This is a genomic window from Roseococcus sp. (assembly GCF_965227005.1).
In the GTDB taxonomy this organism is placed as follows: domain Bacteria; phylum Pseudomonadota; class Alphaproteobacteria; order Acetobacterales; family Acetobacteraceae; genus Roseococcus.
Map to the genome: position 1 here is coordinate 102,490 of NZ_CBDDFJ010000021.1, position 24,740 is coordinate 127,229.

The window sequence follows — 24,740 nt, forward strand, 5'->3', positions numbered from 1 at the left end:
ATCCCCGGCGCGGCTTGATTGCAACTAATTCGCAATTGCGGCAAGAGGGTCGCGACAGGATTTTTAGCCGCCCGAGCCCCGGTCCCGCAGATGCGGCCGCGCGGCGCGCATCCGCGCCGCGATGGCGCAGCCATTGGACTCCCCCCGACTCTCCAGCATGCGGATGATGGCGAGGTGATCGGCGTCGGATTTGAGCTGGTTGTGCTTGCGCTGCCCCTCGACGCGCGTGATCGCGATCTCGAGGGTCACGATATGGGCGAGCATGGCCTCGCGCTTGCCGGGCTCCATGATCGCTAGGTCCCAGGGCGGCTTGGGTGCGACGCGCGCCTCGGCGGTGGCGAGCAGCGCATCGCCATGCGCGCGGTTCAGCGTCAGCTCCCGCCGGCGCGCGGGACCGGTCAGATGGACCGCCTCGTAGAGCCAGGTCGAGACGTTGTCCGGCGTCGCGTACCAGTCGTTGGAGATGTAGGTGTCGGGCCCGGTGACGGCGAGCAGGAGGTCCCGCCCATCGGCCAGCGCGGCGAGCGGATTGGCCTTGGTGACATGCGCCTGGACGACGCCGTCGCGGATCACGAAGGGGATATGCGAGCCGATGGGTCGCGCCCCGTCGAAGGCGGTGAGCAGGCCGAAGCCGCGCTGCGCGGCCAGCGCAAGGGCCTCGTCGCGCGGGATGGCGAATTCAGGTTGCAGCAGATGCATGGGACGGCCTCCTGACCGTCCCATTGGGCTATGAAACGCGGTGTCCCGCCAGGGTGATCAGGCGAACATCGCCACCGCGCGGATCGGGCTGGCGGTGCCGCCCCGGATCTTCAGCGGGAAGCCGATGAAGGTGAAGCGTCCACGGCCGAGCAGCGCGTCGAGGTTGGTCAGGCATTCCATATGCGTGATGCCGAGCTCGGCGCAGGCCTTGTGCGCCTGGAAGTTCAGCTCGCCCTCGGGCGAGGGGCTGATCGCCTCCACGCCGAACATGCCGATTCCCTGCGCCGCCAGCCAGCGGATCGCCTCGATCGAAAGACCCGCGAAGTCATGCTGATAGGCCGGCGTGCCGAGCAGCTTCGTGGTGCCGAAGTAGATCAGCACCGTGTCGCCCTTCTGGATGGTCTGGCCGGACTTGCGGACGGCCTCCTGCGTCTCCTCGAGCGTCGCCGCGGTCTTCAGCGGAACGTGCGAGAGATCGATGCAGAAGGCGGAGGTGTAGAACTTCTCGAGCGGCATCTGCTCGATCGACTGCGCCTCGGGGCGCGGGTCGAAATGCACCGGCGCGTCCACATGCGTGCCCGCATGGTCCGAGAAGGCGATGGACAGCGCCTTGCTGGAGAAGGTGGTGTTGCCCGCCTTCTTCGGCTCGGAGTGGTCGTTCCACACCGTCATGACGACGGGCGGATGCGAGGGATGGGCCTGCGTGCGGTGGAAGAGCTCGCGGCTGAGATCGACGAATTCCATGGGGGATCCTCCTGAAGATTCGGGAAAGCGGGACTATTCGAGCGTCAGGCCCGCGCGGCGGATGACGCCGGCCCAGCGCGCGCGGTCGGCGGCGATATGGGCGGCGAGATCCTGGCGGCGGACCGGCAGGGGATCGGCACCGATATCGGCCAGCTTCGCGCGCACGGCCGGCAGGGCCACCGTGGCCTCCAGCGCATCGGCCAGACGCTCCAGCACGGGCTCGGGCAGCCCGGCCGGGGCGAAGAGCACGTAGAAGAGGACGGCCTCGTAATCCGGATAGCCGGACTCCGCGAAGGACGGCACGTTCGGCAGGCGCGCATGCCGGCCGCGCGAGGTGACGGCGATGGGCGTGACGCTGCCGCCCTGGATATGCGGAATGGCGGTCGGCACCGTGTCGAACATCATGTCGATCTGGCCCGCCAGCACGGCCGCCGTGGCCGGGGACGTCCCCTGATAGGGCACGTGCGTCAGCTCGATCCCGGCCTGGCTCTCCAGCAGCAACATCGCCAGATGCGTGCTCGATCCCATGCCCGCCGTGCCATAGGTCAGCGCGCCGGGACGCGCCTTGGCCAGCGCCACCAGCTCGGCCAGGTTGCGGGCCGGCAGGTCCTTGCGCGCGTAGAGCACGTTGGACACGTTGCCGACGGCCGCGAGGGGCGCCAGCGCCGTCGCCGGGTCGTAGGTGAGGCGCTTGATCTCGGGGTTGATGGCGTTGGTCGACTGGTTGCCGAGCAGGACGGTGTAGCCATCGGCCGCCGCGCGCGTCGTCGCCTCGGTGCCGATGGAGCCGCCGCCGCCGGCGCGGTTCTCCACCACGATGGTCTGGCCGAGCAGCGGACGCGCCGCCTCGGCGAGGACGCGACCGAGCACATCCGCGGCGCCGGCCGGCGGGAAGGGCACGATCAGGCGCAGCGGACGCGTCGGATAGGCCAGGGCCTGCGCGCGGGCCTCGGGCGCCAGAGCAGGGACGGCGAGAAGACCACTCGCGCCGAGGATCAGGCGACGGCGGCCAGGCGCCGCATGGGACTCGAAGGGCATCACATCTTCTCCTGCAGGGGCCGGATGGCCGGCCCCGGGCTGTCGCGGAGCGCGCGGAAAGACATTCCGCGAGTTCCATGACGCGTGGTCGCTTTCCCTCAAGGGACTGCCCTGGCACGTGTTCCGACAAGCCTAAGTTCCGCATTGTGGATTATCTTCGAGAGATTCCTTGCGCCGGATGGTTCCTGGTCATCCACTGACGCCAAGAATGACGGCGCGATGTGCGTCGAAAAACCGTCGAGGCTGCGTTCCGGAATGCGAGTGACGCTTTCACATGACGGAATCTAGCGGGACCGAACCGCCACGCTCCCGCGACGGCGCCCAGACCATCCACCGCACCGCCGCTTTGCTGCGTGAGATCGCCGCCGCGCGCGGCGGCGGCGCGCCGCTCAACCGGCTCGCGGCGGCGACGGGGCTCGCCCCCTCCACCGCCCACCGCATGCTCCAGGCCCTCGTCGACGAGGAGCTGCTGGCGAAGGATCCGGCGAGCCGTACCTATCGCCCCGGCCCTCTGCTCTATGAGCTCGGCCTCGCCGCGGCGCCCCAGCTCGACCTGCGAAAGCTCTGCCAGCCCAGCCTGCAGCGCCTGGCCGAGGGCACCGGCGACACCGCCTATCTCACCATCCGCAGCGGCGGAGACGCGCTCAGCCTCGACCGCTGCGAGGGCAGCTTCCCGATCAAGGCCCTGCCGCTCGACATCGGCAACCGCCGCCCGCTCGGCGTCGGCGCCGGCGCGCTCGCCGTCATCGCCGCGATGCCGCGCGCCGAGGGCGATGCGGCCGTCGCCGCCAATGCCGCGCGCTATCCGCGCTACCGGCTCACGGCCGAGCGCGTGGCCAGGGAGCTGGAGGCGACGCGCGCGCGCGGCCATGCCGTCAGCACCGGACGCTTCGTCGCGCGCTATCGCGGCGTGGCCGTGCCCTTCGGCGGCGGCGAGGTTCCCGCAGCCTCGCTCTGCATCATCGCCATCTCCGAGCGCCTCAAGCCCGAGCGGCAGGATCGCATACTGGCCCTGCTGGTCCGCGAGGCCGCCACCCTCACTGCCCTTCTGGCGACCCAACCCCCTCCCGAGCCCACAGGACATTGGTGATGAAGACCTATCCGCGCGAAAGCGCCGCCCACATGGCCGCGCGCCTCGCCGCCGGCGCCACCACGCCCGGCGCGCTGCTGGAGGAGAGCCTGGGCCGCATCGCCGCGCTGGACGGCGAGCTCCACGCCTGGGCGCATGTCGCCGCCGACCAGGCGCGCGCCGCGGCGGCCCAGGCCGATGCGCGGCAGAAGGCGGGCCGGCGCCTCGGCCCGCTGGACGGCATCCCCGTCGGCGTGAAGGACAATCTCTTCGTGAAGGACATGCCTGCACGCTGGGGCAGCACCTTCTTCCGCGACCACGTGCCCGACCGCGACGACATCGTGGTGGAGCGGCTGCGCGCGGCCGGCGCGGTGATCATGGGCAAGACGAGCACGCCGGAATTCGCGCTCTCTGGCCGCACCTACAGCCCGATCACCGGCCACACGCGCCACCCCATGGACCCACGCCTGACGCCCGGCGGCTCCAGCGGCGGCGCCACGGCGGCGGTGAGCTCGGGCATGGTCCCGCTCGCCGTCGCGACCGATGCCGGCGGCTCCACCCGCCTGCCCGCGAGCTATACCGGCCTCGTCGGCCTGCGCCCCTCCAACGGCCGCATCCCGCGCCGCCACGGCTTCCCGCCCATGGCCGCGGATTTCCAGGCCCTGGGCCTCATCGCCGGGACGCTGGAGGATGTGGAGCTGCTCTATGCCGCGCTGAGCGGCGCCGATCCGCGCGACCCGACCTCGGAGCGCCTTCCGCCCGATCCGCCGGTCGCCGCCGGCCGGAAGTTCCGCATCGGCTGGCTGAACACCTATGGCGAGGAACTCGTGGACCCGCATGTGCGCCGCGCCGTGGAGGAGGCCGCACAGCGCCTCGCCGGGCTGGATTGCGAGGTCGCGCCTGCCGCGCCGCCCTATGACCTCGGCGCCATTCGCGACATCTGGGGCATCATCCCCGCCGCCGGGGTCGCCCGCATGGCGAGCCGCTTCCCCGAGCGCTGGGCCACGGATTCCTCCGAGTCGCTCCGCCCGATGGCCGAGCGCGGCCGCGCTCTGGGCATTCCCGAGCTGGTGGATGCGATGGATCGCCTCAACGCCTTCCGCGCCGATGTCTCGGCCGGCTGGGGCGATTACGACGCGCTGCTCCTGCCCAGCGCCGCGGCCCCCGCCTGGCCCGCCGAGGACGAGTTCCCGCGCGAGATTGACGGCAAACCGGGCCATCCGCGCGCGATGAACGTCTTCTCCACCTGGGTGAATGCGATGGGCTGGCCGGGATTGAACGTGCCGGGACGGCCGCATCCGGATGGGCGGCCGATCGGCGTGCAGCTGGTCGGGCGGTATGGAACCGAGCCGGCGCTCTTCGAGATCGCCCGGCGGCTCGCCGCTTAGAGCATCACCCGATCAGACGGAATCGTCTGGTCGGGTAAATGTGCTCGAAAAAACAAAGAGTTAGAGACTTCGAAGTGAGCCCTTGCGAACGAAGAAGGCTCTAGCCGCCGCGCTGCAGCTCCGGGTGATCGCCCCCGGTCAGCGTCACGCGCTGGCCGAGGCGGAAGCCTTCGTCGCCGCCGCGCACGAAGGCCACGTCGCGGTTGCCGCGCTCCAGCCGCACGACGACTTCCACGGCCGGCCCCCTGCCCGAAGTCCCGCCGCTGGTCGAGACGCGCAGCATCTGCGCCATCGCCCGCTGCCGCGACTCCGAGGCGGTCGTCGCGGCAAGGGGACGCAGCCCCACCACCACGCCGCGCTCCGTCGTCGGCACGACCAGCGGTGCGGCGAGCTCATCGGGCGTCGCGCCGGATCGGGGCGTGTTGGAGGGGCCGCAGCTGGCCGCGCCCATGGCGAGCGCCAGGACCGCGATGCGCGCGCCGCTGCGGAGGAAAGGATGCATGTGGCCATGATGCCGCAACTTTCCGGATTCCACCAACAGAGAAGCGACGCATGCCATAGATTGGACTTCTTTGCTTGCTCGATTGGATGGGTCGACGCTAGGGTCTGGTTCAGCCATGCCCACTGCGCGGCTCGATATCTCGCTGCGGTGGCCAGTTCCATGGGGGTGGTTCTGGTCGCCATTTTCGCGGCGACAGGGGGAGTTTCTGGGGAATGCACGTTATCGTCCTGCGCCGAGGGTCTCGGCTGGTGCGACCTTTGGCCGCGCTCGGAGTCCTGGCCCTGCTGGCCGCCTGCGGCAGTTCGCCCCAAAGTGGCAGCCCGACGACCTCCACCTATCGCTCGGCCTCCCGCAGCTACAATCCGCCCGGTCCCGCCAGCGATCCCTGGGGCCCCTGGATCCGCGAGGCTTCGCGCCGCTTCGACGTCCCCGAGACCTGGATCCGCAGCGTGATGCGGCAGGAATCCGGCGGTCGCGCCGGGGCCACCTCGCCGGTCGGGGCCATGGGCCTGATGCAGGTGATGCCCGGCACCTATCGTGAGCTGCAGCGCCGCCACACCCTCGGCGACGACCCCTATCACCCCTATGACAACCTGATGGCCGGCGCCGCCTATCTGCGCGAGATGTATGACCTCTACGGCTCGCCCGCCTTCCTGGCCGCCTATAACGCCGGCCCGCGCCGCCTGGAGGACTACCTCTACAACAATCGCGGATTGCCGGCCGAGACGCGCAACTACGTCGCCCGCGTCGGACCCAATGTGATCCGCTCGAGTCCGACGCGCCGCGCGCCCGCCGAAGTTTATGCGGCCGCTGAGATCCCGCTGAACGTGCCCCAGGGCCCCCGCCGCATGGACGCCTCCATGCGCGCCGCCCTGGCCGACGCCCGCTCCATCCGCGAGCAGAACGCGCAATACGCCTCGCTGCCGCCGGCCGAGTCGAGCTCCGCCCCGGTCCGTATGGCCTCGGCCGCGCCGGTCAACATGAGCAGCCTCGCCTCCACGGGCGGCGGTCTGGTCCCCGGCGGCCCCGGCGTGGTCGCGATGATGCCGATCCCCGACGGCTCCACCCCCGAGGGCGCGGCTCGCCTCGCCGAGAGCGGCGGGCGGAGCTATGGCGCGAGCGGCGGCGAGATCATGGGCGACCGGATCATCGTCGGCCGCATGGACCCCATTCCCGACGGCTCCACGCCGGAGGGCGCCGCGCGCCTGGCCGAAAGCGCCGCGCGGTCCGAAACGCCGGCGCCCTTCGTCCCCAGCCGCGCCGCCGCACCGCCGCAACTGGTCGCCAGCCGCCCGCCGACGCCCAGCGCTTCGCGCTTCGGCTTCATCGGGACGGCCCAGGCCAGCAGCCTCTCCTCGGCCAGCGTTCGACCGGCGGTGGCCTCGAACGGCGCCTGGGGCGTCCAGGTCGGCGCCTTCACCTCGCCCGATCAGGCACGTTCGGCAGCCCAGGGCGCGCAAAGCACCGTCGGTGGCCGCGTGGTCGTGATGCCCGTTTCGGTGGGGCGCGCCACGTTGTTCCGCGCCCGCGTCGTCGGCCTCAGCCAGGGCGGGGCGTCGCAGGCCTGCGACCGGCTGCGCAGCCGCAACGGCTGCAACGTGGTCTCGCCGGACTAGCTCTTCGGAGAACCCGGCGGGATCCGATCCCGCCGGTCGTCAGACGGCGGCGCGAACCTCGCCGCCCCATTCGCGCAGCAGCGCGGTCAGCTCGGCATCCGCGTCGTTCGCGACCAGCACGTCCGGCCGCAGCAGCCGCAGCAATTCCTCGCCGCCCTGATCCGCGCCGATCGCGACGAGATCGACCTCGGGGCGCTCGGCCAGGCGGTCGGCCGCCTCGCCCTCCCCCGCCACGCCGACCAGAAGCCGGTCGCACCAGCGACGCGCCTGTTCCGTCAGGGCGGGCGGGCAGGCCTTGCCGTTCACCTGCAGCAGGCCGATGCGCCAGCCGCGATGCTTCCAGCGCTCGATCACCTCGGCCGCGAGCGGCAGGGAGACGAGCTTGCGCGCGGCGCTGCGCCCGGGCGTCAGACCCTCCAGCAACTCCTCGGCACGGACCGGCGCGATGCCGGATTTGCGGCTGACGATGCCCAGCGCCAGCGCCGCCAGCCGCGCAACGGAGGCCAGCGACAGCCCGGTCGCGATGCCCGCGGCCACGACCGCCACGACGGCATCGCCGCCGCCGGCCGGGTCATGGACCTCGGAGGCCTCGGCGCGGAAGTGGCGGATGGTCTCGCTGCCATCGGCCTCGACCTCGAGCAGGGTCAGCCCGTCGGGCGCGCGGGGCACCAGCACGGCGCCGAAATTGTGCATCCGCCGCAAGACGCTGGCGGCGGCGGCGACGCTGGCCTCGTCATGCACGGGCAGGCCGGTGGCGCCGGCGAGCTCGGCCGGCTCGGGGATGATGAGGTCGGCGCCCGCGAAGCGGCCGTGATCACCGCCCTTGGGGTCCACCACGACGCGGCGGCCGGCGGCCTGGGCCGAGGCGATCAGCCGGGCCGGGATGTCGCCCGCCAGCACGCCCTTGCGGTAGTCGGAGAGCACCAGGGTCGTGGTCGCGGCCACGGCGTCGGAGGCGATCTTCACCAGCCGATCCGCGAGGCGCGGATGGATGGGCGCGGATTGCTCGCGATCGGTGCGCAGCAGGTGCTGGCCGCCGGAGAGGAAGCGCGTCTTCATCGTGGTGGTGCGGCCGCCCTGGACGAGCAGCCAGGGCTCGACGCGCGGCTGTCCGCCGATCAGCCCGGTGAGGTCGCTGCCGGCCTGGTCGTCGCCGACCACGGAGACGAAGGCCACCGCCGCGCCAAGGGCGGTGAGGTTGCGCACCACATTGCCCGCCCCGCCCGGCAGCGCGACCTCGCGCTCGACGGTCAGGATGGGCACCGGAGCCTCGGGGCTCACCCGGTTCACGGTGCCATAGACATAACGGTCCACCATCGCGTCACCGACGACGAGGACGGCGCCGCGCGCAAAACCCCGAACCGCTTCAGACAATTGGGCGGGGGTCGCCGCATCGTGGACAGGCAAAGGGGGGCTCGCTGGCATCGTTGATGGCGTAGCGCAGGGCCTTCATCGTCGCAATCGTAGAGATTCATTAACCATCGCCGATCCAGGATGCCGCGTGGCGCAGGAAGGGCCGCGACGATCATGGGGCAACCGGTTTCGATGGATTGGCATGCGGCCCTGGCCGCCGTGCCGGAGGGTGGGCTGGCCCTGTTCAGCCCGGCGCGCGGGCCCCTGCCATCGCGGAGAATTGCGCGCGCCATGATGGACGAGGCCGCGGTGCTCGGCGGTGGCCAGGTGCTCACCTTGCCCGGCGGCGACCTTCTGCTGGGCGCGCAGGCCGCGCCGGGCCAACGCGCCGGCCGGATGATCGCCGAGATCACGGGTCGGATGCCCGAATCCTGGACCCTGCCCCTCGGGCGCGAGTCGGCCGCGGCCCGCTGCCGCGACGCGATGGCCGAGGCCGCGACACCAAGCCTTGCCGAGCTGGAGGCGCGCTGCGCCGCCATGGCCGTGCCGGATCTCGCTTGCCTCACGCTCTTTGCCGAGGGGGCCGGTCAAAGCGCGGTGGCGCAACGGCTCGGGCCAACCCCGCTGGGACTCTCCGATCCGGGACTGGAGGCCCTGGCGCGCGAGTGGCTCTGCGGCCGGCTCCTGGCCGCCCTCGCCGATCCCTCGCAGCGCGGCGCCCTCCCCCCGCTGCGGCCCGGCCTTCGGCTGATCCTCGACCTGCCGCTGGGTGGCCTGCCGAGCGGGGCGCCTTTGCGCGGCGCGGCGCAGGACGACCCAAACCGGCCCCTCGCGCTGCTGCCTCTCTCCTCGCGCGCCGATCCCGCGCGCTTCGCCGCGCTGGAGGCCGGGTTGCGCGCCGCCGGCTGGGCCGTGGGGCTCCTCACGGCCGAGGCGCGGGCGCTGGACTGGGTGGAGGTGCGGGGACTGGCCTGGGCCGCGCCCATCAGCGCGGAACCGCCCCGGCACCGGCCGGACCTGCTGGTCGCGCTCGGACGGGACGTGCCGGGCTGGTGCCGCGCGCCGGGCGTCCTGCACGAGGGCATCGCGCCATGAGCCTCGCCACGGCGGAGCTGGGATGGGACGGCAGCCAGCCCATGCGCGACGCCCAGGCGCTCGCGACCCTGGCGCGCGAATGCGTCACCTCCGGCGTCGAGCGGCGCGCGCTGTATCTGCGGCTGTCGCTCCTGCCCGCGCATCTGCGCGAGCCGCGCCATCTGCGCCTGGTCCGCGAGGCCCTGGCGCCCGTGCTCCGCCCCACGCGCGCGCGCCTCTACGAGCTGCCCGGCGGGGATCTCGTCGTGCTGTCGCCCCCGCCCGGCGAGCATCTGGACGAGGTGCGGCGCAGCCTCGCCCGCCTGCTGCCGGAGATCGCGGCGGATCGGCTCCTACCCACCCTGCGCCTGCCGGCCGAGGCGGCGCGGCTGCTCACGCTGGTCGAGGGCGCGCTTGGGGTCGACGGTCTCCCGACGCCACTGCCGGATCGCGCTCCCCGCCTGCCGCCCCCCTCGGGAGCCGAGATGGATGCCGCCCTGCGGGCGATGGCGACGGCCAATCTGGCCTCCTATCTGCGGCGCCAGACGGTGTGGCGGCTGGCCTCGGGCGACGAGCAGGCCCAACCGGTCTGGACCGAGCTCCGGCCGCATATGGCCGATATCGCGGCGGCCCTGCTGCCGGGTCGTTCGCTCGCCGGCGCGCCAGGCTATGCGCGGCGCTTCCGCCACGCCGCGGAGCGCCGGATGCTGGCGGATCTGGCTCGCCCGCAGGAGGCGCGGAACCTGGGGGAGGCCTGCCTCCTCCTCGGCCTGGGCTCCATCACGGAGGTCGAGTTCCTGCGGCTCGAGGCCGTGCTGGGCGCGCAGGGCCGGAGCCATCTGCTGGTCTGCGTGGGCGTGGACGAACTCCTCGCCGATCCCGCGGGCTTCACGCTCGCGCGCGGCCTGTCGCAGCGGCGCGGCTGGCGGCTCGGCCTGGACGAGATGGAGCCCGTCTTGCTGCCGCTGCTACCGGCGCGAAGGCTGGACCTGCCGATGCTGCGGCTGCGCTTCCGGTCGGCGCTGCTGTCGGGCGACGGCGCCGCCCGCGCGGCCTGGGATGCGGCGCTGCCGGAAGATCGCGCGCGGGTGATCCTGCTCGGCGCCGATACTCCCGCCGCCATCGCCTGGGCCTGGCAGCACGGCATCACGCATTTCACGGGCAAGGTGCTGGAGGTCAGACCGTGAGGTATTGGGCCCGCACCGCCTCATCCGTCATCAGCGATGCCATGCTGCCCTCCCAGCGGATCGCGCCCTTCTCCAGCACGCAGGCGCGGTCGGAGACCAGTCGCGCGAAGTGCAGGTTCTGCTCGCTCAGGAGGACGGTCATGCCCTCGCGCTTGAGCGCGAGGATGGCCTCGGCCATGCGCTCGAGGAGGACGGGGGCGAGGCCCTCGCTCGGCTCATCGAGCAGGATGAGGAGCGGATTGCCCATGAGGGTGCGGCCGATGGTGAGCATCTGCTGCTCGCCGCCGCTCATGCGTCCGCCGGCCCGGCCGCGCATGGCGCCGAGGCTGGGGAAGAGGGTGAAGACACGCTCGGGCGTCCAGGGTTGGATGCCCTGGCGCGGGGGCCTGCGGCCGACCTCCAGATTCTCCATCACGGTAAGTTCGGTGAAGATGCGGCGCTCTTCCGGCACGTAGCCGATGCCCCGGCGGGCGATCTCGAAGGGCTCGCGGCCGGCCAGCTGGTCGCCGCAGAAGCGCACCGTGCCGGAGGTCGGGCGGACCAGGCCCATCACGGATTTCATGGTCGTGCTCTTGCCCGCGCCGTTGCGGCCCAGCAGCGCCAGGACCTCGCCCTCGCGCAGCGCCAGGGTGACGCCCTGGAGGATGTGGGCGCGGCCGTAATGGGCGTGGAGATTCGTGACGTCGAGCATCAGCTGTAGCCGTGCGTGGCGCCGGTGCCGAGATAGACCTCGCGCACGCGCGGGTCGCGCCGGACCTCGTCGGGGATGCCCTCGGCGATGGGCTTGCCGCGGTCCAACACCAGGATGCGGTCGGCATGGGCGAAGACGACATCCATGTCGTGCTCGGTGAAGAGCACGGCGATGCCGCCCTCGCGCGCGATCCTCGCCGTGAGCTCCATCAGCGCCACGCGCTCGGCGGGGGCCATGCCGGCGGTGGGCTCGTCCATGAGGAGCAGGGCGGGGTCATTGGCCAAAGCGATGGCGAGCTCGACGCGCTTGAGATCGCCATAGGCCAGCACGCCGCAGGGCCGCGCGGCCTGCGCGGACATGCCCACGCGGTCGAGCAGCGCCATGGCGCGCGCCGGGTCTTCCTTCGCGACCGGATTCCAGACGTCGAAGAGGCGCCGCGCGTGGCTGAGCAGCGCCATCTGCACGTTCTCCACCACGGTCATGGAGCCGAAGGTGGCGGTGATCTGAAAGGTGCGGCCGACGCCCATTCGCCAGATCTGCCGCGGCGCAAGGCCGGTGATCTCCCGCCCGCCCAGCTTCACCGAACCGCGATCGGGGCGGAGCTGGCCGTTCAGCATGTTGAAGCAGGTGGATTTCCCCGCGCCGTTGGGGCCGATCAGCGCGAGAAGCTCGCCCGCCGCCACCGAGAGCGACACGCCGGAGACGGCGTCCACGCCGCCGAAGGATTTGTGCAGGTCGCGGACTTCCAGCGTCACGTCCGCTTCTCCCCGCGCTGCAAAGCCCCCGCGAGCCCCCGCGGGAAGAACAGCACCAGCACCAGGATGATCACGCCCAGGAACAGCCGCCACAGATCGAAGGCGCGCATCAGCTGCTCGTGCATCCAGGTATAGGCCAGCGCGCCGAGGATGGGGCCGATCACCGTCTGAACGCCGCCGAGCAGCACCATCAGCAGCGCGTCCACCGAGCGCGAGAGGCTCATATAGGTCGGGAAGACGCTGCCCTTGGCATAGGCAAAGAGCCCGCCCGCGATGCCCGCCGCCATCGCGGCCAGGATGAAGGCCACCCAACGGATGCGAAAGCCGTCCATGCCGATGGCCTCGGCGCGCAACGGGCTGTCGCGCCCGGCCCGCAGCGCATAGCCGAAGGGCGCGAAGATCGCCCGGCGCAGCAGCAGCGTCGCCCCCGTGCAGAGCGTCAGAGCGAGGTAGTAATAGACCAGCTTCGACTGCGCCCAGGCGCTCGGCCAGACGCCGAGGATGCCGTTGTCGCCGCCGGTCAGCTCCACCCATTGGAAGGCGGTGGACCAGGCGATCTGCGCGAAGGCCAGCGTCAGCATCGCGGCATAGACGCCCGAAAGCCGCACGCAGAACCAGCCGAAGACCACGCCCCCCAGCCCGGCGGCGAAGGGCGCGGCGAGCAGGCCGAGCTCCATGGGCGCGGCGAAGTGCGACAGCAGCAGCGCCGCGCCATAGGCGCCGAAGCCGAAATAGGCCGCGTGGCCGAAGCTCGCCATGCCGCCCGGGCCCATGATGAAGTGCAGGCTGGCCGCGAAGAGTACCATGATCGCGATCTCGGTGAAGACGATCAGCGCATAGTCGCCAAGGAAGGGCGGGACGACCACCGCCAGCGCCAGCGCGACGAGGCCGAGACGGCGCATCCAGGCCGAAGGCGGCGGATAGGGCGGCTCGATCGCCGCCGCGCCATGCGCCGTCGCGGGCGCGCGGCCGAGCAGCCCATGCGGGCGGATCACCAGAACCACGGCCATCACGAGGAAGGCCAGGACCAGCGTGATCCGCGGGAAGATGAGGATGCCGAAGGCCTGGAGCTCGCCGATCAGCAGGGCCGCGAGAAAGGCGCCGGGCAGCGAGCCGAGGCCGCCCACCACCACCACCACGAAGGCCTCCGCGATGACGGCGAGGTCCATCTGAAGGTTCACGCTCTCGCGCGGGAGTTGCAGCGCCCCGCCCAGGCCGGCCAGCACCGAGCCCAGGAAGAAAACGGTGGTGAAGAGCATGCGTTGGTTCACGCCCAGCGCGCCGACCATCTCGCGATCGGCGGTCGCGGCGCGCACGAGCGTGCCCCAGCGCGTGCGGTGGAAGAGCAGCCAGAGAAGGCCCAGCACCACCGGCCCGACGCCGATGAGGAAGAGATCGTAAAGCGGGAAGCGGACGCCCAGGATCTCGGTCGCGCCGCGCAGGCCGGGCGCGCGCGGACCGAGCAGATCCTGCGCGCCCCAGGTCAACAGCGCGAGATCCTGCACGATCAGCACCACGCCGAAGGTGGCGAGAAGCTGGAACAGCTCAGGTGCCTTGTAGATCCGGCGCAGCAGCAGCAGCTCGATCAGCACGCCGATGGCGCCCACGATCAGCGCCGCCGCGAGCACCCCGCCCCAGAAGCCGAGATGGCCGCGCGGCAGGTTCGTCACCAGCATCCAGGAGAGATAGGCGCCCAGCATGTAGAGGCTGCCATGCGCGAAGTTCACGATGCGCGTGACGCCGAAGATGACCGTCAGGCCGGAGGCCACGAGAAAGAGCGAGGAGGCCGAGGCCAACCCGCTCAATCCCTGGACCAGTAGGTTCTCCAGCAAGCGCGCGTCAGCCCTTCGCCTAACCTTGGGGCCGCAGCGTCCGCACCACCTCGTCGGTCGGCAAGTAGTTGCGCCCGTCGGCGTAGCGCCAGTCGACCATCACGCCGCGGCCGTTGCGCAGCGCCGTCTTGCCGACATAGGCGCCCATGGTGGCCTGGTGGTCGATCGCGCGGAACTCGGTCTCGGCCTCGCCGAAATGGCCCGCGAAGGTGAGGCCGGACATGGCGGCGACCATCGGATCCGTCTCGGTGGAATTGGCCTTCTTCAGCATGGCGACGATCGCGGCCACGGTATCCGCCGCGACGATGCTGCCAAGCTTGGGCAATTCGTTGAAGCGGCGGCGATAAGCCTCGCGGAAGCGCACATGGCCAGGATTGGCGATATCGGCCGACGGATAGCCGGTGACGATCCAGCCCTCCGGCGCCTCGTCGCCCAGCGCGTCCAGGTATTCCGGCTCGCCGGTCAGCATGGAGACGACGGTGCGGCGCTCGAACAACCCGCGCGTGCTGCCCTGGCGCACGAAATTGGTGAGGTCCTGGGCGAAGGTGACGTTGAAGATCGCCTGCGGATTGGCGCTGGCCAGGGCCTGCACGGTCGCCCCCGCATCGATGCGGCCCAGCGCGGGGAACTGCTCGGCGACGAAGGTGGTGCCGGGCTTCGCGCGCAGCAGCAGCTCCTTGAACCAGCGGACGGCGGACTGGCCGTATTCGTAGTTCGGCGCGACGGTGGCCCAGCGCATCGGCGGCAGCTTGGCCGCCTCCTCCACCAGCATCGCCGCCTGCATGTAGGTGCTGCAGCGCAGCCGGAAGGTGTAGCGATTGCCCCGCGCCCAGACGAGCGCATCGGTCAGCGGCTCGGAGGCCACGAAGAGCCGGCGGTTCTGATTGGCGAAATCCGCCAGCGCCAGGCCGACATTGGAGAGGAAGCCGCCGGCCAGCAGGTGCACGCGCTCATTGTTCAGGAGCTCGCCGGCGTGGCGCACGGCGTCCTCGGGCTTGCCGGCATCGTCGCGGAAGATGGTCTCGATGCGGCGGCCGTTGATGCCGCCGGCCGCGTTCACCTCGTCCTGTACCAGCATCCAGGCGTTGCGATAGGGAGCGAGGAAGGCGGGCTGGGAGGAGTAGGAATTGACCTCGCCAATGCGGATCGGCCCCTCCTGCGCGATGGCCGGCGTGGCCAGCGTGGCCGCGGCGCCCAGGAGGGCGGTGCGACGGGGAAGGGCGAAATTCATGACGAGGCTCCGGATGGCTGGCGGGCGCATCCAAGCAAGAGCCGGTCCATGCTGCAATGTTAAATGCCGAAAATCAGCACTTTAGGCATGGTCTCTTACCGATCCGACGCGGCGGAAGGCCCGAAGCCTCCCGCCGGCGATAGCGGGCTTCGGATCACGCCGCCTGGATGAGGCCCCCGGCATCGGCCAGGGCGCGGAGGTGATGGTCGGTATCGCCGAACATCGCCTCGTTCACCGTCAGGCGCTTGAAGTAGTGACCCGCGCCGTATTCCATCGTCATGGCGATGCCGCCGTGAAGCTGGATGCTCTGCTGCCCCACGAAGCGCTGCGAGCGGCCGATCTGGGCCTTCACCGCGTGCATGTTGTTGCGCCGCTCCACGGCGTTGTCGCCCTGGGCCGCCATGGTCGCGAAGAAGGCCATGCTGCGCGACTGCTCGAGCGCCACCAGCATGTCCGCCGCGCGGTGCTGCAGCGCCTGGAAGGTGCCGATGACCTTCCCGAACTGCTGGCGCGTCTTCATGTAGTCCAGCGTCATGTTGTGGACGACTTCCATCGCGCCCACCGCCTCGGCGGCGAGGGCCGCGATGGCCTCGTCCACCACGCGGTCGAGGATGGGCAGGCCGCCCTCCGGCGCACCGAGCACGGCATGGCTGCGGGCATTGGTGAAGTCCACCTCGGCCGCGCGGCCGCCATCGACGGTGCGGAAGCCGCGGACCTCGACGCCCGGCGTCTTGGCCGAGACGAGGAAGAGGCCGATGCCGCCCTTGTCGCGCTGGCCGCCCGAGACGCGGGCGGAGACGACGAACCAGTCGGCCGTGTCGCCATGCAGCACCATGCCCTTGCGGCCGGTGATGACATAGCCCGTGCCGTCCTTCTTCGCAGTGGTGGTCACGTCGAAGAGATCGTAGCGCGACTGGCGTTCGACCTGGGCCAACGCCATCAGCGCCTCGCCCGAGGCGATGGCCGGGACCAGCTCGCCGCGCAGCGCCGCATCGGCGCCGTGACGCAGCAGGCCGCCGCCCAGCACGACCGTGCTGAACCAGGGCTCCAGCGTGATGTGCCGGCCCATCTGTTCGGCGACGAGCATCGTCTCCTCGGGACCGCCGCCGAAGCCGCCATCCTCCTCGGAGAAGGGCAGGCCCAGCAGGCCGAGATCGGCATACTGCGCCCAGAGCTCGCGGCTCCAGCCGGTTTCGCTGGCCATATAGGCCTTGCGGTTCTCGAAGCCGTATTTCGCGGTCAGGCTCTTGCGGACGCTGTCCTGCAGGAGGGCCTGGGACTCGTTGAGATCAAAATCCATGTGTGCTCAGAGCCCCAGGAACGCTTTTGCCATGATGTTCCGCTGGATCTCGTTGGACCCACCGTAGATGCTCTGCTTGCGCCAGTTGAAGTAGATCCCGGCGAGGCCGAAGGCCCAGTCCGGCGCCACGTCCCACTCGTTGCTGCCCTCGGCATCGGGGTCGCCATCGACCCAGGCATAGGGGCCGGCGGCCTTCATCAGCAGCTCGGACACGCCCTGCTGGATCTCGGTGCCCTTGATCTTGAGCACGGAGGTCGTGGGGTCGGGCTTGCCCGATCCGGCGCGCTTGGTCTCGTTGGCGATGACGCGCATGACGGTCATCTCCAGGGCCTTGAGCTCGACCTCCATCTCCGTCACCTGGCGGCGGAATTCGGGGTCCTCGCTGAGCGGGCGCCCGCCATCCATCGTCTCCTTGGCGATGGCCTTGAGGCGACGGATGCGCTCGCGCGAGGCGCCGACGCGGGCCTGGCCGAAGCGCTCGTTGCCCAGCAGGTACTTGCCGCAATCCCAGCCCTTGTTGACCTCGCCGACGAGCAGGTTCGCGGGAACCTTCACGTCGTCGAAGAAGACCTCGTTCACCTCATGGCCGCCCTCGATCGTGATGATCGGGCGCACGGTGATGCCGGGCGTCTTCATGTCGACGAGGAAGAAGGAGATGCCCTCCTGCTTCTTCGCCGTGAAATCGGTGCGGGCGAGGACGAAGATCCAGTCGGCATGCTGCGCCAGCGTGGTCCAGGTCTTCTGGCCGTTGATGACCCATTCGCCGTTCTCGAGGACGGCCTTGGTCTTGAGGCCCGCGAGATCGGAACCCGCGCCCGGCTCGGAGAAGCCCTGGCACCACCAATCGTCGAGGTTGAGCATGCGCGGCAGGAAACGCTTCTTCTGCTCCTCCGTGCCGAACTGAATCACCACGGGGCCGCACATGTTGATGTTGAAGCCGAGCGGCGAGGGCGCCGGCCACATCTGCAGCTCCTCGCGGAAGATGTACTTCTGCGCGGGCGACCAGCCGGGGCCGCCGTAGGCCACCGGCCATTCCGGGGCGGCCCAGCCGCGCTTGTTCAGCTTGCGCTGCCAGTCGACGACCATCTCCTTGGTCGGCGTCTTGCCGGAGATGAGGTGCTGGCGCACGGCGTCCGGCAGCTGGGCAGCGAGGAAGGCGCGAACCTCCGCGCGAAAGGCGACCTCGGCGTCGGTGAAGCGGAGTTCCATGGGGGCGTCTCCTAGGCCGCGCGCTTGACGCCGAGGGCCGCGAAGGTGCCCCCTTCGGCCGCGAGCTGTTCGATGAGTTTGGCGGGCATCAGATTGGCGTCGTTGGTCAGCTCGGCATAATGCTGGAGCCGGTCGCGGACGTTCTTCAGCCCCATACGGTCGGCCCAGAACATCGGGCCGCCGCGCCAGGCGGGCCAGCCGAAGCCGTTGCAGAAGACGATGTCGATATCGATGGCGCGGAAGGCCACGCCCTCCTCCAGGATGCGCGCGCCCTCGTTCACCATGGGCAGCAGCATGCGCTCGAGGATCTCCTGATCCTCGATCTTGCGGCGGCGGACCTGCATCTTCTCCGCGACGTCGAGGATGACGGCCTCGACCTCGGGGTCGGGAAGGCGCGTGCGCTTCTCGTCGTACATGTACCAGCCCTTGCTGGTCTTCTGGCCGAAGCGGCCGCGCGCGACGAGGACGTCGGCGATGGGGGCTACCGTGCCGCGCGCCTTGCGGACCGCGGCGCCGATGTCGAGGCCGGCGAGATCACCGGTCGCGAGCGGGCCCATGGCCATGCCATAGGTCTCCATCACGCGGTCGATGTCCTGCGGGAGGCAGCCTTCCAGCAGCAGCTTCTCCACCTGCGGCGTGCGCTTGCCGGTCATGCGGTTGCCGACGAAGCCGTCGCAATTGCCGACCAGTACCGGCAGCTTGCCGATGCGCTTGCCCACTTCCGTCGCCGTCGCGATGGCGTCGTAATTGGTCTTCGCGCCACGCACATTTTCCAGCAGGCGCATGACGTTCGCCGGCGAGAAGAAGTGCATCCCGATCACCAGCTCGGGCCGGTTCGTGGCCGAGGCGATCTCGTCGATGGAGAGCGTGGAGGTATTCGAGGCGAGCACGACGCCTGGGCGAGCCAGCTTGTCGAGCTTCGCAAAAATCTCCTTCTTCACCTCCATGTTCTCGAAGACCGCCTCGATCACGAGGTCGGCGTCCTTGACCACGTTGAGGTCGATGCTGCCCTTGAGGAAGGAGCGGCGCTTTTCGTATTCGGCCTGGGTCAGGCGGCCGCTCTTGAGCGTGCGCTGCCAATTGGCGTCGCAACGGGCGAGGCCCTTGTCGAGCCCCTCCTGCGTCGTCTCCACGATGGTGACGGGGATGTAGTTGTTCGCGAAGTTCATCGCGATGCCGCCGCCCATGGTGCCGCCGCCGATCACGACCGCGTTCTTCACCGGCAGGGACTTCGTGCCTTCGGGCATGCCGGGGATGCGCTGCGCCTCGCGCTCGCCGAAGAAGACGTGGCGGAGCGCCTGGCTCTGCTCGCCGGAGACGAGGCGGGTGAACTGCTCGCGCTCGACGGCGAGGCCCTCGTCGAAGCTGTGCGTGAGCGCGGCGCGAACCGCCGTCACGCAACCCTTCGGGCTTTCCTGGCCACGCGCGCGCTTCAGCAGCGCGGCCGCGGCGGCGTCGAAGGCCGCCATGTCGGCGCCCTTGATCTTGTCGGTGCGGTGATGGGCGAGCACGAAGGTGTCGCCCGCATGGGCGCGCGCCCAGGCCACGGCCGAGGCCTCAAGCGGCTCGTCCACGATCGCATTGATGAAGCCGAGCTTCACCGCCTCGCCGGCCGAGATGGGCTCGCCCGTCACGATGATCTTGAGCGCCGCCTCACCGCCGATCAGGCGCGGCAGACGCTGCGTGCCGCCGGCGCCGGGCACGAAGCCGCGCTTCACCTCGGGCAGGCCGACCTGCGCCGAGGCCAGGGCCACGCGAGCATGGCAGGCGAGCGCGAGCTCCAGCCCGCCGCCCAGCGCCGAGCCGTGGATGGCGGCGATGACGGGAACCTTGCAGTTCTCGATCTCGTCGAAGACCTCCGGGAGGCTCGGCGGCTGACGTGGCTTGCCGAATTCGGTCATCTCCGCGCCGGCGGAGAACATGCGCCCGTCGCCGATCAGGACGATGGCGCGCGCGCCTTCCTTGACCGCCGCCCGGATGCCCAGGTGCAGGCCTTCGCGCACCCCGGTCCGCAGCGTGTTGACGGGCGGATTCGCGATGCGAAGGATGTGGATATCCCCGTCGCGCGCGTGTTCGACAAAGCGCTCTTCGGCCATGAACCGGCTTCCTCGTTCTAAAACTTCGTTGGGTCGACTTTCCTGCCGGGGCAACGTCGCTGTCAACGGCTCGGCACGGCCCGGAGGCCGGCAATTTGAGAGGAGGGCCGGAAACCCAGCTAAAAGGCCCGCCTCGTCACGATGCCCGACCGACCGGAAGGTCGGGCCTAGCCGCGCCAGAAGGCGATGCCGAGGCTTTCGCCGCGCTCGCGGGCCGCCATGGTGGCGCCGATCGCCACCGCGGCCTCACGCAGCACAGGCACCAGCCGCTCCGTCATTTCGCCCATCTCCATCCGGCTCACCTCGCTGCTCATGCCAAGCGATGCCTCCACGCGGTCGCCGAAGGGCAAGGGCACGGCGATGGAGCGAATGCCCATGATGGTTTCCTGGTCGTTCACGCCGAAGCCCTGCGCGCGGACCTCGCGCAATGCCGCCCGCAGGACCTCCGCATCAGCGATGGCATGGGGCGTGACTCGCTGGAGCGAGGTGCGCGCCAGCCAGGCGTCCAGCTCGGGCTCCGGCAGCGCCGCCAGCAACACCTTGCCGACCGAGGTCGTGTGCGCCGGGATGCGCGAGCCGACCGACACGTAGTCGCGGCGCAGGCGCTTGGAGGCGGCGCGGCCGACATAGACCACGTCCGCGCCGTCCAGCAGCGCAAGCGAGCAGGATTCGCCCGTGCGTTCCGTCAGCGCGCTCAGCATCGGCTGCACGACGGCCGTGAAAGGCTGCGAGGAGAGATAGGCGTAGCCCAGCATCAGCGCGCGCGGACGGAGCGAGAACTGCTGCCCCTCCTGCCCCACATAGCCCAGATGCAGCAGCGTCCGCAGCACGCGATGCGCGGAGCCCGGCGTCACGCCGATGCGGCGGGCGACCTCGCTCAGGGTCATGCGGGGCGTGTCGGGACCGAAGGCCTCGATGACCGCCAGCCCCTTCGCCAGGGATTGCAGCAGGTCGTCGTGCAGCCCGGCATAGCGCGTTGACAGGGCAAGGCCCCTTTCCTACGGTTATTCGGATAGCGGATGTTATTCCGGATACCGGAAACACGGCGCCAATGACAAGCCCCTTAGGGGCGCTCGAGGAGGAACAGACATGAGCGGCGACCGCCCCAAGCGCGTCACCTTTCGCGAGGAAGGCCCGCGCGAGGGCTTCCAGATCGAGAGCCAGCTGTTTCCGCTCGCCGACCGCGCCGCCCTCGTCGAGGCCCTGGCCGATTCCGGCCTCGCCAGCATCCAGGTCTCGTCCTTCGTGCATCCGAAGAAGGTGCCGCAGATGGCCGATGCCGAGGCGCTCTTCGCCGCCATCCGCCGCCGGCCGGGCGTGCATTACGACGGGCTCTGGCTGAACGAGCGGGGCTTTTCCCGCGCCCGCGCGGCGCAGGGCGTCGATCTCGCGGGCACCTTGCTGGCCTACGTCTCCGACGCCTTCGCGCGCCGCAACAACGACTGCTCCGCCGCCGAGATGCTGGCGCGCCAGGCGCATTGGATCGACCTATATGCCGAGGCGGGCGTGCCCCTCTCCCGCGCCATCCTGGTCACCGCCTTCGGCTGTTGCTTCGAGGGCGAGATCGCGCCGGAACGCACGGTACAGACCGCGGTGGCGATCGAGCGCCTCTGCCGCGAGCGCGGTCAGCGCCTTCCCGAGATCACCCTGGCCGACACGGTCGGCTGGGCGAATCCCCTGGCGGTCCGACGGCTCGTTGGCCTCGTGCGCGAGGCCCTGCCCGACATCGCCATCGGCCTGCACCTGCACGACACGCGCGGCCTGGGTGCGGCCAACGTGATGGCCGCGCTGGAGATGGGGGTGGACCGCTTCGACAGCTCGGTCGCCGGCCTGGGCGGCTGCCCCTTCGCCGAGCATGGCGATCGCGGCGCGGCGGGCAATATCTGCACCGAGGACATGGTCTTTCTCTGCCACGAGCTCGGCATCGAGACCGGCATCGACCTGGAGCGGCTCGTGGAGGCGGCGCAGCTGGCCGAGCGCATCCTCGGCCGGCGGCTCAACGGCCGGCTGATGCATGCCGGCTCCCTCGCCGCCTGGCGCGCCGCCGGGAGCCGCGCGGCATGAGCGGCATCCTCGCCGGCCTTCGCGTGGTGGAACTCGGCCAGGTGCTGGCGGGGCCCTTCGCCGGCGTCATTCTCTCCGATCTGGGCGCCACGGTCATCAAGGTGGAGAAGCCCGAAGGCGGCGACGACGCGCGCCAGATGGGCCAGCCCTTCCGCCACGGCGACGCGCTGATGTTCCACGACTTCAACCGCGGCAAGCGCTCGGTGATCCTGGATCTGAAATCGCCCGACGGCATCGCCGCGCTGCATGGCCTGCTCGAAGACGCCGACATCCTGCTGCACAATCTGCGCGCCGGCGTGCCCGAGGCCCTGGGGATCGGCTCGGAGGCGGTCTGCGCGCGGCATCCCCGGCTGATCTATTGCGCCATCTCGGCCTTCGGCGAGTTCGGCCCCCTGCGGGACCGGCCCGGCTACGAGCCTTTGCTGCAGGCCTATTGCGGCCTCTCCTCGATCACGGGCGAACCGGGGGGGCCGCCCATACGCATGGGCGCCTCCGTCGTCGACCAGGGCACCGGCATGTGGACGGTGATCGGCGCGCTGGCCGCGCTGCGGCGGCGCGAGCAGACCGGGCGCGGCGGCGTCGTCACGACCTCGCTCTTCGAAACGGCGGTGCTCTGGGCCGGGCAGAAGATCAACGAATTCGCCAATGAGGGACGCGAGCCGCGGCGCCACGCCTCCGGGCATCACGCCTTCGTGCCCTATCAGGGCTTCGAGACGGCGGACGGGCCGCTGCTGATCTGCTGCGGCAATGACCGGCTCTTCGCCAAGCTCTGCGGGCAGTTCGGCCGGATGGAATGGACGACCGACCCGCGCTTCGCCACCAACCGCGCGCGGCTGACCAACCAGGCCACGCTGCTTCCGATGATCGCCGAAATCCTGGCCGCCGGGCCACGCGCCGACTGGCTGGCGCGCCTCACCGGTGCGGGCGTGCCCTGCGCGCCGATCAACAGCATCGCGGAGCTGATGGAGGACGAGCAGATGGTCGCCTCGGGGATGTTCCAGCCCGTGCCGGGCGAGGATTTCTCCCTGGTGGCCATGCCGATCTCCTTCGAGGGGGAGCGGCCGCGCATCAGCGGCGCCGCGCCGCGCCTGGGCGAGCCAGAGAGCCGCGGGCTCGCCGAATAACAACGACGATAAAAACTGGGTGGAACGAGGACAAGCGAATGAACGAGACCCGATATCCCGGACGCCGCGCCCTGGCTGGGCTGGCGGCCTTGCCGCTGCTGCATACCCGCACCGGACGCGCCCAGGCCTTTCCGAGCCAGCCCATCCGCATGGTCGTGCCCTATGCCGCCGGCAATGCGACCGACATCCTGTCGCGGCTGCTGGCACCTGCCATGGCCCAGGCGCTCGGTCAGCCGGTGGTCGTCGAGAACCGGTCCGGCGCAACCGGGATCGTGGGCTCCGACTTCGTCGCGAAATCCGTGCCCGATGGCCACACGTTGGTGATGGGCAGCATCGCCTCCCACGCCATCGTGCCTTCGCTGGTGCGCACTGCGCCCTATGACGTGCTGCGCGACTTCACGCCGATCATGCTCGCCGCCAGCCTGCCCAATGTGCTGGTGGTGCATCCCTCCGTCCCGGCACGGAATCTCGCGGAGTTCGTCGCCTATACGAAGAGCCAGCCGGGAGGGGTGAACTACGCCTCGGTGGGCAATGGCAGCTCCAGCCATCTGGCGGGCGAGCTGCTGCGCGTGAAGACGGGCGCGCAGCTCAACCACGTGCCCTATCGCGATGCCGCCCAGGCTTTGACGGGCGTGCTGGCGGGCCAGGTGCCCATGCTGGTCTATGGCGTGACCGGCGTGCTGCCGCATCTGCGCGATGGGCGAATGCGCGCCTTGGCGCTGCTCTCCCAATCCCGCGTGCCCGAGCTGCCCGACGTGCCGACGGCCGGCGAGCAGGGGTTGGGCGATTTCATCGTCGAACCCTGGATCGGCCTCTTCGGCCCCGCGCGCCTGCCGGCCCCGATCGCCCAGCGGATCTTCGCCGCCGCGCGCGCTGCGCTGGATTCGCCGGAGGTGAAGCCCTCCCTCGCCGCCCAGGGCCTGCGGCCGAGCGGGCTCGGCCCCGAGGAATTCCGCGCCTTCGTGGCGCGGGAGATTCCCCGCTGGGTGGAGGTGATCCAGGCTTCCGGCGCGACGCTCGACTGAAGCGCCCGATGCCGGTCAGCCGTTATCGGCATCCATCGCATAGCCGGCCGAGCGCACGGTGCGGATCAGGTCGACCTCGCCTTCGTTGTTGATCGCCTTGCGCAGCCGGCGGATGTGCACGTCCACCGTCCGCAGCTCCACATGGATGTCGCGTCCCCACACGGCGTCCAGGAGCTGCTCGCGCGTGAAGACGCGGCGCGGATGCGACAGGAAGAACTCCAGCAGCCGGTATTCGGTCGGGCCCAGGTGAAGCGCGCGGCCGTTGCGCGTCACGCGATGCGCGTCCTGGTCCATCGCGAGATCCAGGTAGGAGATGCTGCCCTTGGCCGAGACGTTGGACGCCCGGCGCAGCAGCGCGCGGATGCGGGCCAGCAGCGCCTCGATCGCGAAGGGCTTGGCGATGTAGTCGTCCGCGCCCGTATCCAAGGCGCGCACGGCGTCCTGGTCCTCGGTGCGGGCCGTGACCATGATGACCGGCAGGTCGCGCGTCGCGGGACGGCGGCGGATCTGGCGGCAGACCTCGATGCCCGACATGGCGGGCAGCATCCAGTCGAGCAGGACGAGATCCGGCTTGGCTTCCGCGATCCGCAGCAGCGCCTCCTGTCCGTCCGTCGCCTCTTCAACGTTGAAGCCCTGGCGTTCGAGATTGTAGCGCAGCAGCGCAAGCAGCGCCGCCTCGTCCTCGACGATGAGGATGGTCGGCTTGCCGCCGCCGTTGAAGCCTTCGGGCATGGCCATCGCCT

At 70.5% G+C, this 24,740-nt stretch carries 22 protein-coding genes; 8 read left to right on the top strand and 14 right to left on the bottom strand.

The window, feature by feature from the left end; translation table 11 throughout:
* Positions 1 to 63 precede the first annotated feature (63 nt).
* From ACO057_RS11615 to ACO057_RS11625, 3 genes are read right to left on the bottom strand one after another with little or no spacing between them, the layout of a single operon-like run.
* On the bottom strand, positions 64 to 699 hold the full coding sequence (locus ACO057_RS11615) for an FMN-binding negative transcriptional regulator (RefSeq protein ID WP_421991818.1): 636 nt from the start codon (positions 697 to 699) through the stop codon (positions 64 to 66).
* A gap of 57 nt (positions 700 to 756) precedes the next feature.
* Positions 757 to 1,443: a cyclase family protein gene (locus ACO057_RS11620; protein WP_421991820.1), complete on the bottom strand. Its 687-nt coding sequence runs from the start codon at positions 1,441 to 1,443 to the stop codon at positions 757 to 759.
* Between the two features lie 33 nt (positions 1,444 to 1,476).
* Complete coding sequence (locus tag ACO057_RS11625; RefSeq protein ID WP_421991822.1) at positions 1,477 to 2,481, bottom strand: Bug family tripartite tricarboxylate transporter substrate binding protein; 1,005 nt, start codon at positions 2,479 to 2,481, stop codon at positions 1,477 to 1,479.
* A gap of 274 nt (positions 2,482 to 2,755) precedes the next feature.
* On the opposite strand from ACO057_RS11625, the gene ACO057_RS11630 reads away from it, so the two are divergent.
* Together ACO057_RS11630 and ACO057_RS11635 are read left to right on the top strand one after the other, a co-directional pair.
* On the top strand, positions 2,756 to 3,571 hold the full coding sequence (locus ACO057_RS11630; protein WP_421991824.1) for an IclR family transcriptional regulator: 816 nt from the start codon (positions 2,756 to 2,758) through the stop codon (positions 3,569 to 3,571).
* Positions 3,571 to 4,938, top strand: a complete 1,368-nt coding sequence (locus tag ACO057_RS11635; protein WP_421991826.1) for an amidase — start codon at positions 3,571 to 3,573, stop codon at positions 4,936 to 4,938. The genes ACO057_RS11630 and ACO057_RS11635 overlap by 1 nt, the downstream gene beginning before the upstream one ends.
* A 100-nt stretch (positions 4,939 to 5,038) precedes the next feature.
* Here the strand turns inward: ACO057_RS11635 and ACO057_RS11640 are convergent, their stop codons facing one another.
* Entirely contained in the window at positions 5,039 to 5,440 is a 402-nt protein-coding gene (locus tag ACO057_RS11640) for a hypothetical protein (protein WP_421991828.1), read from the bottom strand.
* Positions 5,441 to 5,652: 212 nt separating this feature from the next.
* On the opposite strand from ACO057_RS11640, the gene ACO057_RS11645 reads away from it, so the two are divergent.
* A complete protein-coding gene (locus ACO057_RS11645) occupies positions 5,653 to 7,056 on the top strand; it encodes a transglycosylase SLT domain-containing protein (RefSeq protein WP_421991830.1) in 1,404 nt (467 codons plus the stop codon).
* Positions 7,057 to 7,095: 39 nt separating this feature from the next.
* Here ACO057_RS11645 and ACO057_RS11650 read toward each other — a convergent pair whose 3' ends face one another.
* Entirely contained in the window at positions 7,096 to 8,463 is a 1,368-nt protein-coding gene (locus tag ACO057_RS11650) for a bifunctional heptose 7-phosphate kinase/heptose 1-phosphate adenyltransferase (protein ID WP_421991832.1), read from the bottom strand.
* A gap of 120 nt (positions 8,464 to 8,583) precedes the next feature.
* On the opposite strand from ACO057_RS11650, the gene ACO057_RS11655 reads away from it, so the two are divergent.
* Together ACO057_RS11655 and ACO057_RS11660 are read left to right on the top strand one after the other, a co-directional pair.
* Entirely contained in the window at positions 8,584 to 9,504 is a 921-nt protein-coding gene (locus tag ACO057_RS11655; protein ID WP_421991834.1) for a hypothetical protein, read from the top strand.
* Positions 9,501 to 10,670, top strand: coding sequence for a hypothetical protein (locus ACO057_RS11660; protein ID WP_421991836.1), 1,170 nt, complete (start codon positions 9,501 to 9,503; stop codon positions 10,668 to 10,670). Before ACO057_RS11655 ends, ACO057_RS11660 begins: the two co-directional genes overlap by 4 nt.
* Here ACO057_RS11660 and ACO057_RS11665 read toward each other — a convergent pair.
* From ACO057_RS11665 to ACO057_RS11700, 8 genes are all read right to left on the bottom strand, one after another.
* A complete protein-coding gene (locus tag ACO057_RS11665) occupies positions 10,660 to 11,361 on the bottom strand; it encodes an ABC transporter ATP-binding protein (RefSeq protein ID WP_421991838.1) in 702 nt (233 codons plus the stop codon). The genes ACO057_RS11660 and ACO057_RS11665 overlap by 11 nt on opposite strands.
* On the bottom strand, positions 11,361 to 12,116 hold the full coding sequence (locus ACO057_RS11670; RefSeq protein WP_421991840.1) for an ABC transporter ATP-binding protein: 756 nt from the start codon (positions 12,114 to 12,116) through the stop codon (positions 11,361 to 11,363). The genes ACO057_RS11665 and ACO057_RS11670 overlap by 1 nt, the downstream gene beginning before the upstream one ends.
* Positions 12,113 to 13,948 (bottom strand): ABC transporter permease, encoded by a 1,836-nt coding sequence (locus tag ACO057_RS11675; RefSeq protein ID WP_421991842.1) that lies wholly within the window; start codon positions 13,946 to 13,948, stop codon positions 12,113 to 12,115. Before ACO057_RS11675 ends, ACO057_RS11670 begins: the two co-directional genes overlap by 4 nt.
* 19 nt (positions 13,949 to 13,967) lie before the next feature.
* A complete protein-coding gene (locus tag ACO057_RS11680) occupies positions 13,968 to 15,179 on the bottom strand; it encodes an ABC transporter substrate-binding protein (protein WP_421991844.1) in 1,212 nt (403 codons plus the stop codon).
* Positions 15,180 to 15,333: 154 nt separating this feature from the next.
* Entirely contained in the window at positions 15,334 to 16,479 is a 1,146-nt protein-coding gene (locus ACO057_RS11685) for an acyl-CoA dehydrogenase family protein (RefSeq protein WP_421991846.1), read from the bottom strand.
* A 6-nt stretch (positions 16,480 to 16,485) separates the two neighbouring features.
* Complete coding sequence (locus ACO057_RS11690; protein ID WP_421991848.1) at positions 16,486 to 17,688, bottom strand: acyl-CoA dehydrogenase family protein; 1,203 nt, start codon at positions 17,686 to 17,688, stop codon at positions 16,486 to 16,488.
* Positions 17,689 to 17,699: 11 nt separating this feature from the next.
* Positions 17,700 to 19,784, bottom strand: coding sequence for a 3-hydroxyacyl-CoA dehydrogenase NAD-binding domain-containing protein (locus tag ACO057_RS11695; RefSeq protein ID WP_421991850.1), 2,085 nt, complete (start codon positions 19,782 to 19,784; stop codon positions 17,700 to 17,702).
* 167 nt (positions 19,785 to 19,951) lie between these two features.
* Positions 19,952 to 20,767, bottom strand: coding sequence for an IclR family transcriptional regulator domain-containing protein (locus ACO057_RS11700; RefSeq protein WP_421992188.1), 816 nt, complete (start codon positions 20,765 to 20,767; stop codon positions 19,952 to 19,954).
* A 106-nt stretch (positions 20,768 to 20,873) separates the two neighbouring features.
* Here ACO057_RS11700 and ACO057_RS11705 point away from each other — a divergent pair, with 106 nt between their 5' ends.
* Genes ACO057_RS11705 through ACO057_RS11715 form a run of 3 tightly spaced genes read left to right on the top strand, consistent with a single transcriptional unit; the run spans position 20,874 to position 23,997 of the window.
* Positions 20,874 to 21,848 (top strand): hydroxymethylglutaryl-CoA lyase, encoded by a 975-nt coding sequence (locus ACO057_RS11705; protein ID WP_421991852.1) that lies wholly within the window; start codon positions 20,874 to 20,876, stop codon positions 21,846 to 21,848.
* Positions 21,845 to 22,972: a CaiB/BaiF CoA transferase family protein gene (locus tag ACO057_RS11710; RefSeq protein WP_421991854.1), complete on the top strand. Its 1,128-nt coding sequence runs from the start codon at positions 21,845 to 21,847 to the stop codon at positions 22,970 to 22,972. The genes ACO057_RS11705 and ACO057_RS11710 overlap by 4 nt, the downstream gene beginning before the upstream one ends.
* A gap of 38 nt (positions 22,973 to 23,010) precedes the next feature.
* Positions 23,011 to 23,997 carry a Bug family tripartite tricarboxylate transporter substrate binding protein gene (locus ACO057_RS11715; protein WP_421991856.1) on the top strand — a complete coding sequence of 329 codons (987 nt, stop codon included), beginning with the start codon at positions 23,011 to 23,013 and terminating at the stop codon, positions 23,995 to 23,997.
* Between the two features lie 15 nt (positions 23,998 to 24,012).
* On the opposite strand, the gene phoB is transcribed toward ACO057_RS11715, so the two are convergent.
* Entirely contained in the window at positions 24,013 to 24,735 is a 723-nt protein-coding gene (gene phoB, locus ACO057_RS11720) for a phosphate regulon transcriptional regulator PhoB (protein ID WP_421991858.1), read from the bottom strand.
* Positions 24,736 to 24,740 lie beyond the last annotated feature (5 nt).

Excerpts from the sequence above, each read along its gene's own strand:
- ACO057_RS11615 (WP_421991818.1), bottom strand. The coding sequence starts at position 699 with ATGCATCTGCTGCAACCTGAATTCGCCATCCCGCGCGACGAGGCCCTT.
- ACO057_RS11620 (WP_421991820.1), bottom strand. The coding sequence starts at position 1,443 with ATGGAATTCGTCGATCTCAGCCGCGAGCTCTTCCACCGCACGCAGGCC.
- ACO057_RS11625 (WP_421991822.1), bottom strand. The coding sequence starts at position 2,481 with ATGCCCTTCGAGTCCCATGCGGCGCCTGGCCGCCGTCGCCTGATCCTC.
- ACO057_RS11630 (WP_421991824.1), top strand. The coding sequence starts at position 2,756 with ATGACGGAATCTAGCGGGACCGAACCGCCACGCTCCCGCGACGGCGCC.
- ACO057_RS11635 (WP_421991826.1), top strand. The coding sequence starts at position 3,571 with ATGAAGACCTATCCGCGCGAAAGCGCCGCCCACATGGCCGCGCGCCTC.
- ACO057_RS11640 (WP_421991828.1), bottom strand. The coding sequence starts at position 5,440 with ATGCATCCTTTCCTCCGCAGCGGCGCGCGCATCGCGGTCCTGGCGCTC.
- ACO057_RS11645 (WP_421991830.1), top strand. The coding sequence starts at position 5,653 with ATGCACGTTATCGTCCTGCGCCGAGGGTCTCGGCTGGTGCGACCTTTG.
- ACO057_RS11655 (WP_421991834.1), top strand. The coding sequence starts at position 8,584 with ATGGGGCAACCGGTTTCGATGGATTGGCATGCGGCCCTGGCCGCCGTG.
- ACO057_RS11660 (WP_421991836.1), top strand. The coding sequence starts at position 9,501 with ATGAGCCTCGCCACGGCGGAGCTGGGATGGGACGGCAGCCAGCCCATG.
- ACO057_RS11665 (WP_421991838.1), bottom strand. The coding sequence starts at position 11,361 with ATGCTCGACGTCACGAATCTCCACGCCCATTACGGCCGCGCCCACATC.
- ACO057_RS11680 (WP_421991844.1), bottom strand. The coding sequence starts at position 15,179 with ATGAATTTCGCCCTTCCCCGTCGCACCGCCCTCCTGGGCGCCGCGGCC.
- ACO057_RS11685 (WP_421991846.1), bottom strand. The coding sequence starts at position 16,479 with ATGGATTTTGATCTCAACGAGTCCCAGGCCCTCCTGCAGGACAGCGTC.
- ACO057_RS11690 (WP_421991848.1), bottom strand. The coding sequence starts at position 17,688 with ATGGAACTCCGCTTCACCGACGCCGAGGTCGCCTTTCGCGCGGAGGTT.
- ACO057_RS11695 (WP_421991850.1), bottom strand. The coding sequence starts at position 19,784 with ATGGCCGAAGAGCGCTTTGTCGAACACGCGCGCGACGGGGATATCCAC.
- ACO057_RS11705 (WP_421991852.1), top strand. The coding sequence starts at position 20,874 with ATGAGCGGCGACCGCCCCAAGCGCGTCACCTTTCGCGAGGAAGGCCCG.
- ACO057_RS11710 (WP_421991854.1), top strand. The coding sequence starts at position 21,845 with ATGAGCGGCATCCTCGCCGGCCTTCGCGTGGTGGAACTCGGCCAGGTG.
- ACO057_RS11715 (WP_421991856.1), top strand. The coding sequence starts at position 23,011 with ATGAACGAGACCCGATATCCCGGACGCCGCGCCCTGGCTGGGCTGGCG.
- phoB (WP_421991858.1), bottom strand. The coding sequence starts at position 24,735 with ATGGCCATGCCCGAAGGCTTCAACGGCGGCGGCAAGCCGACCATCCTC.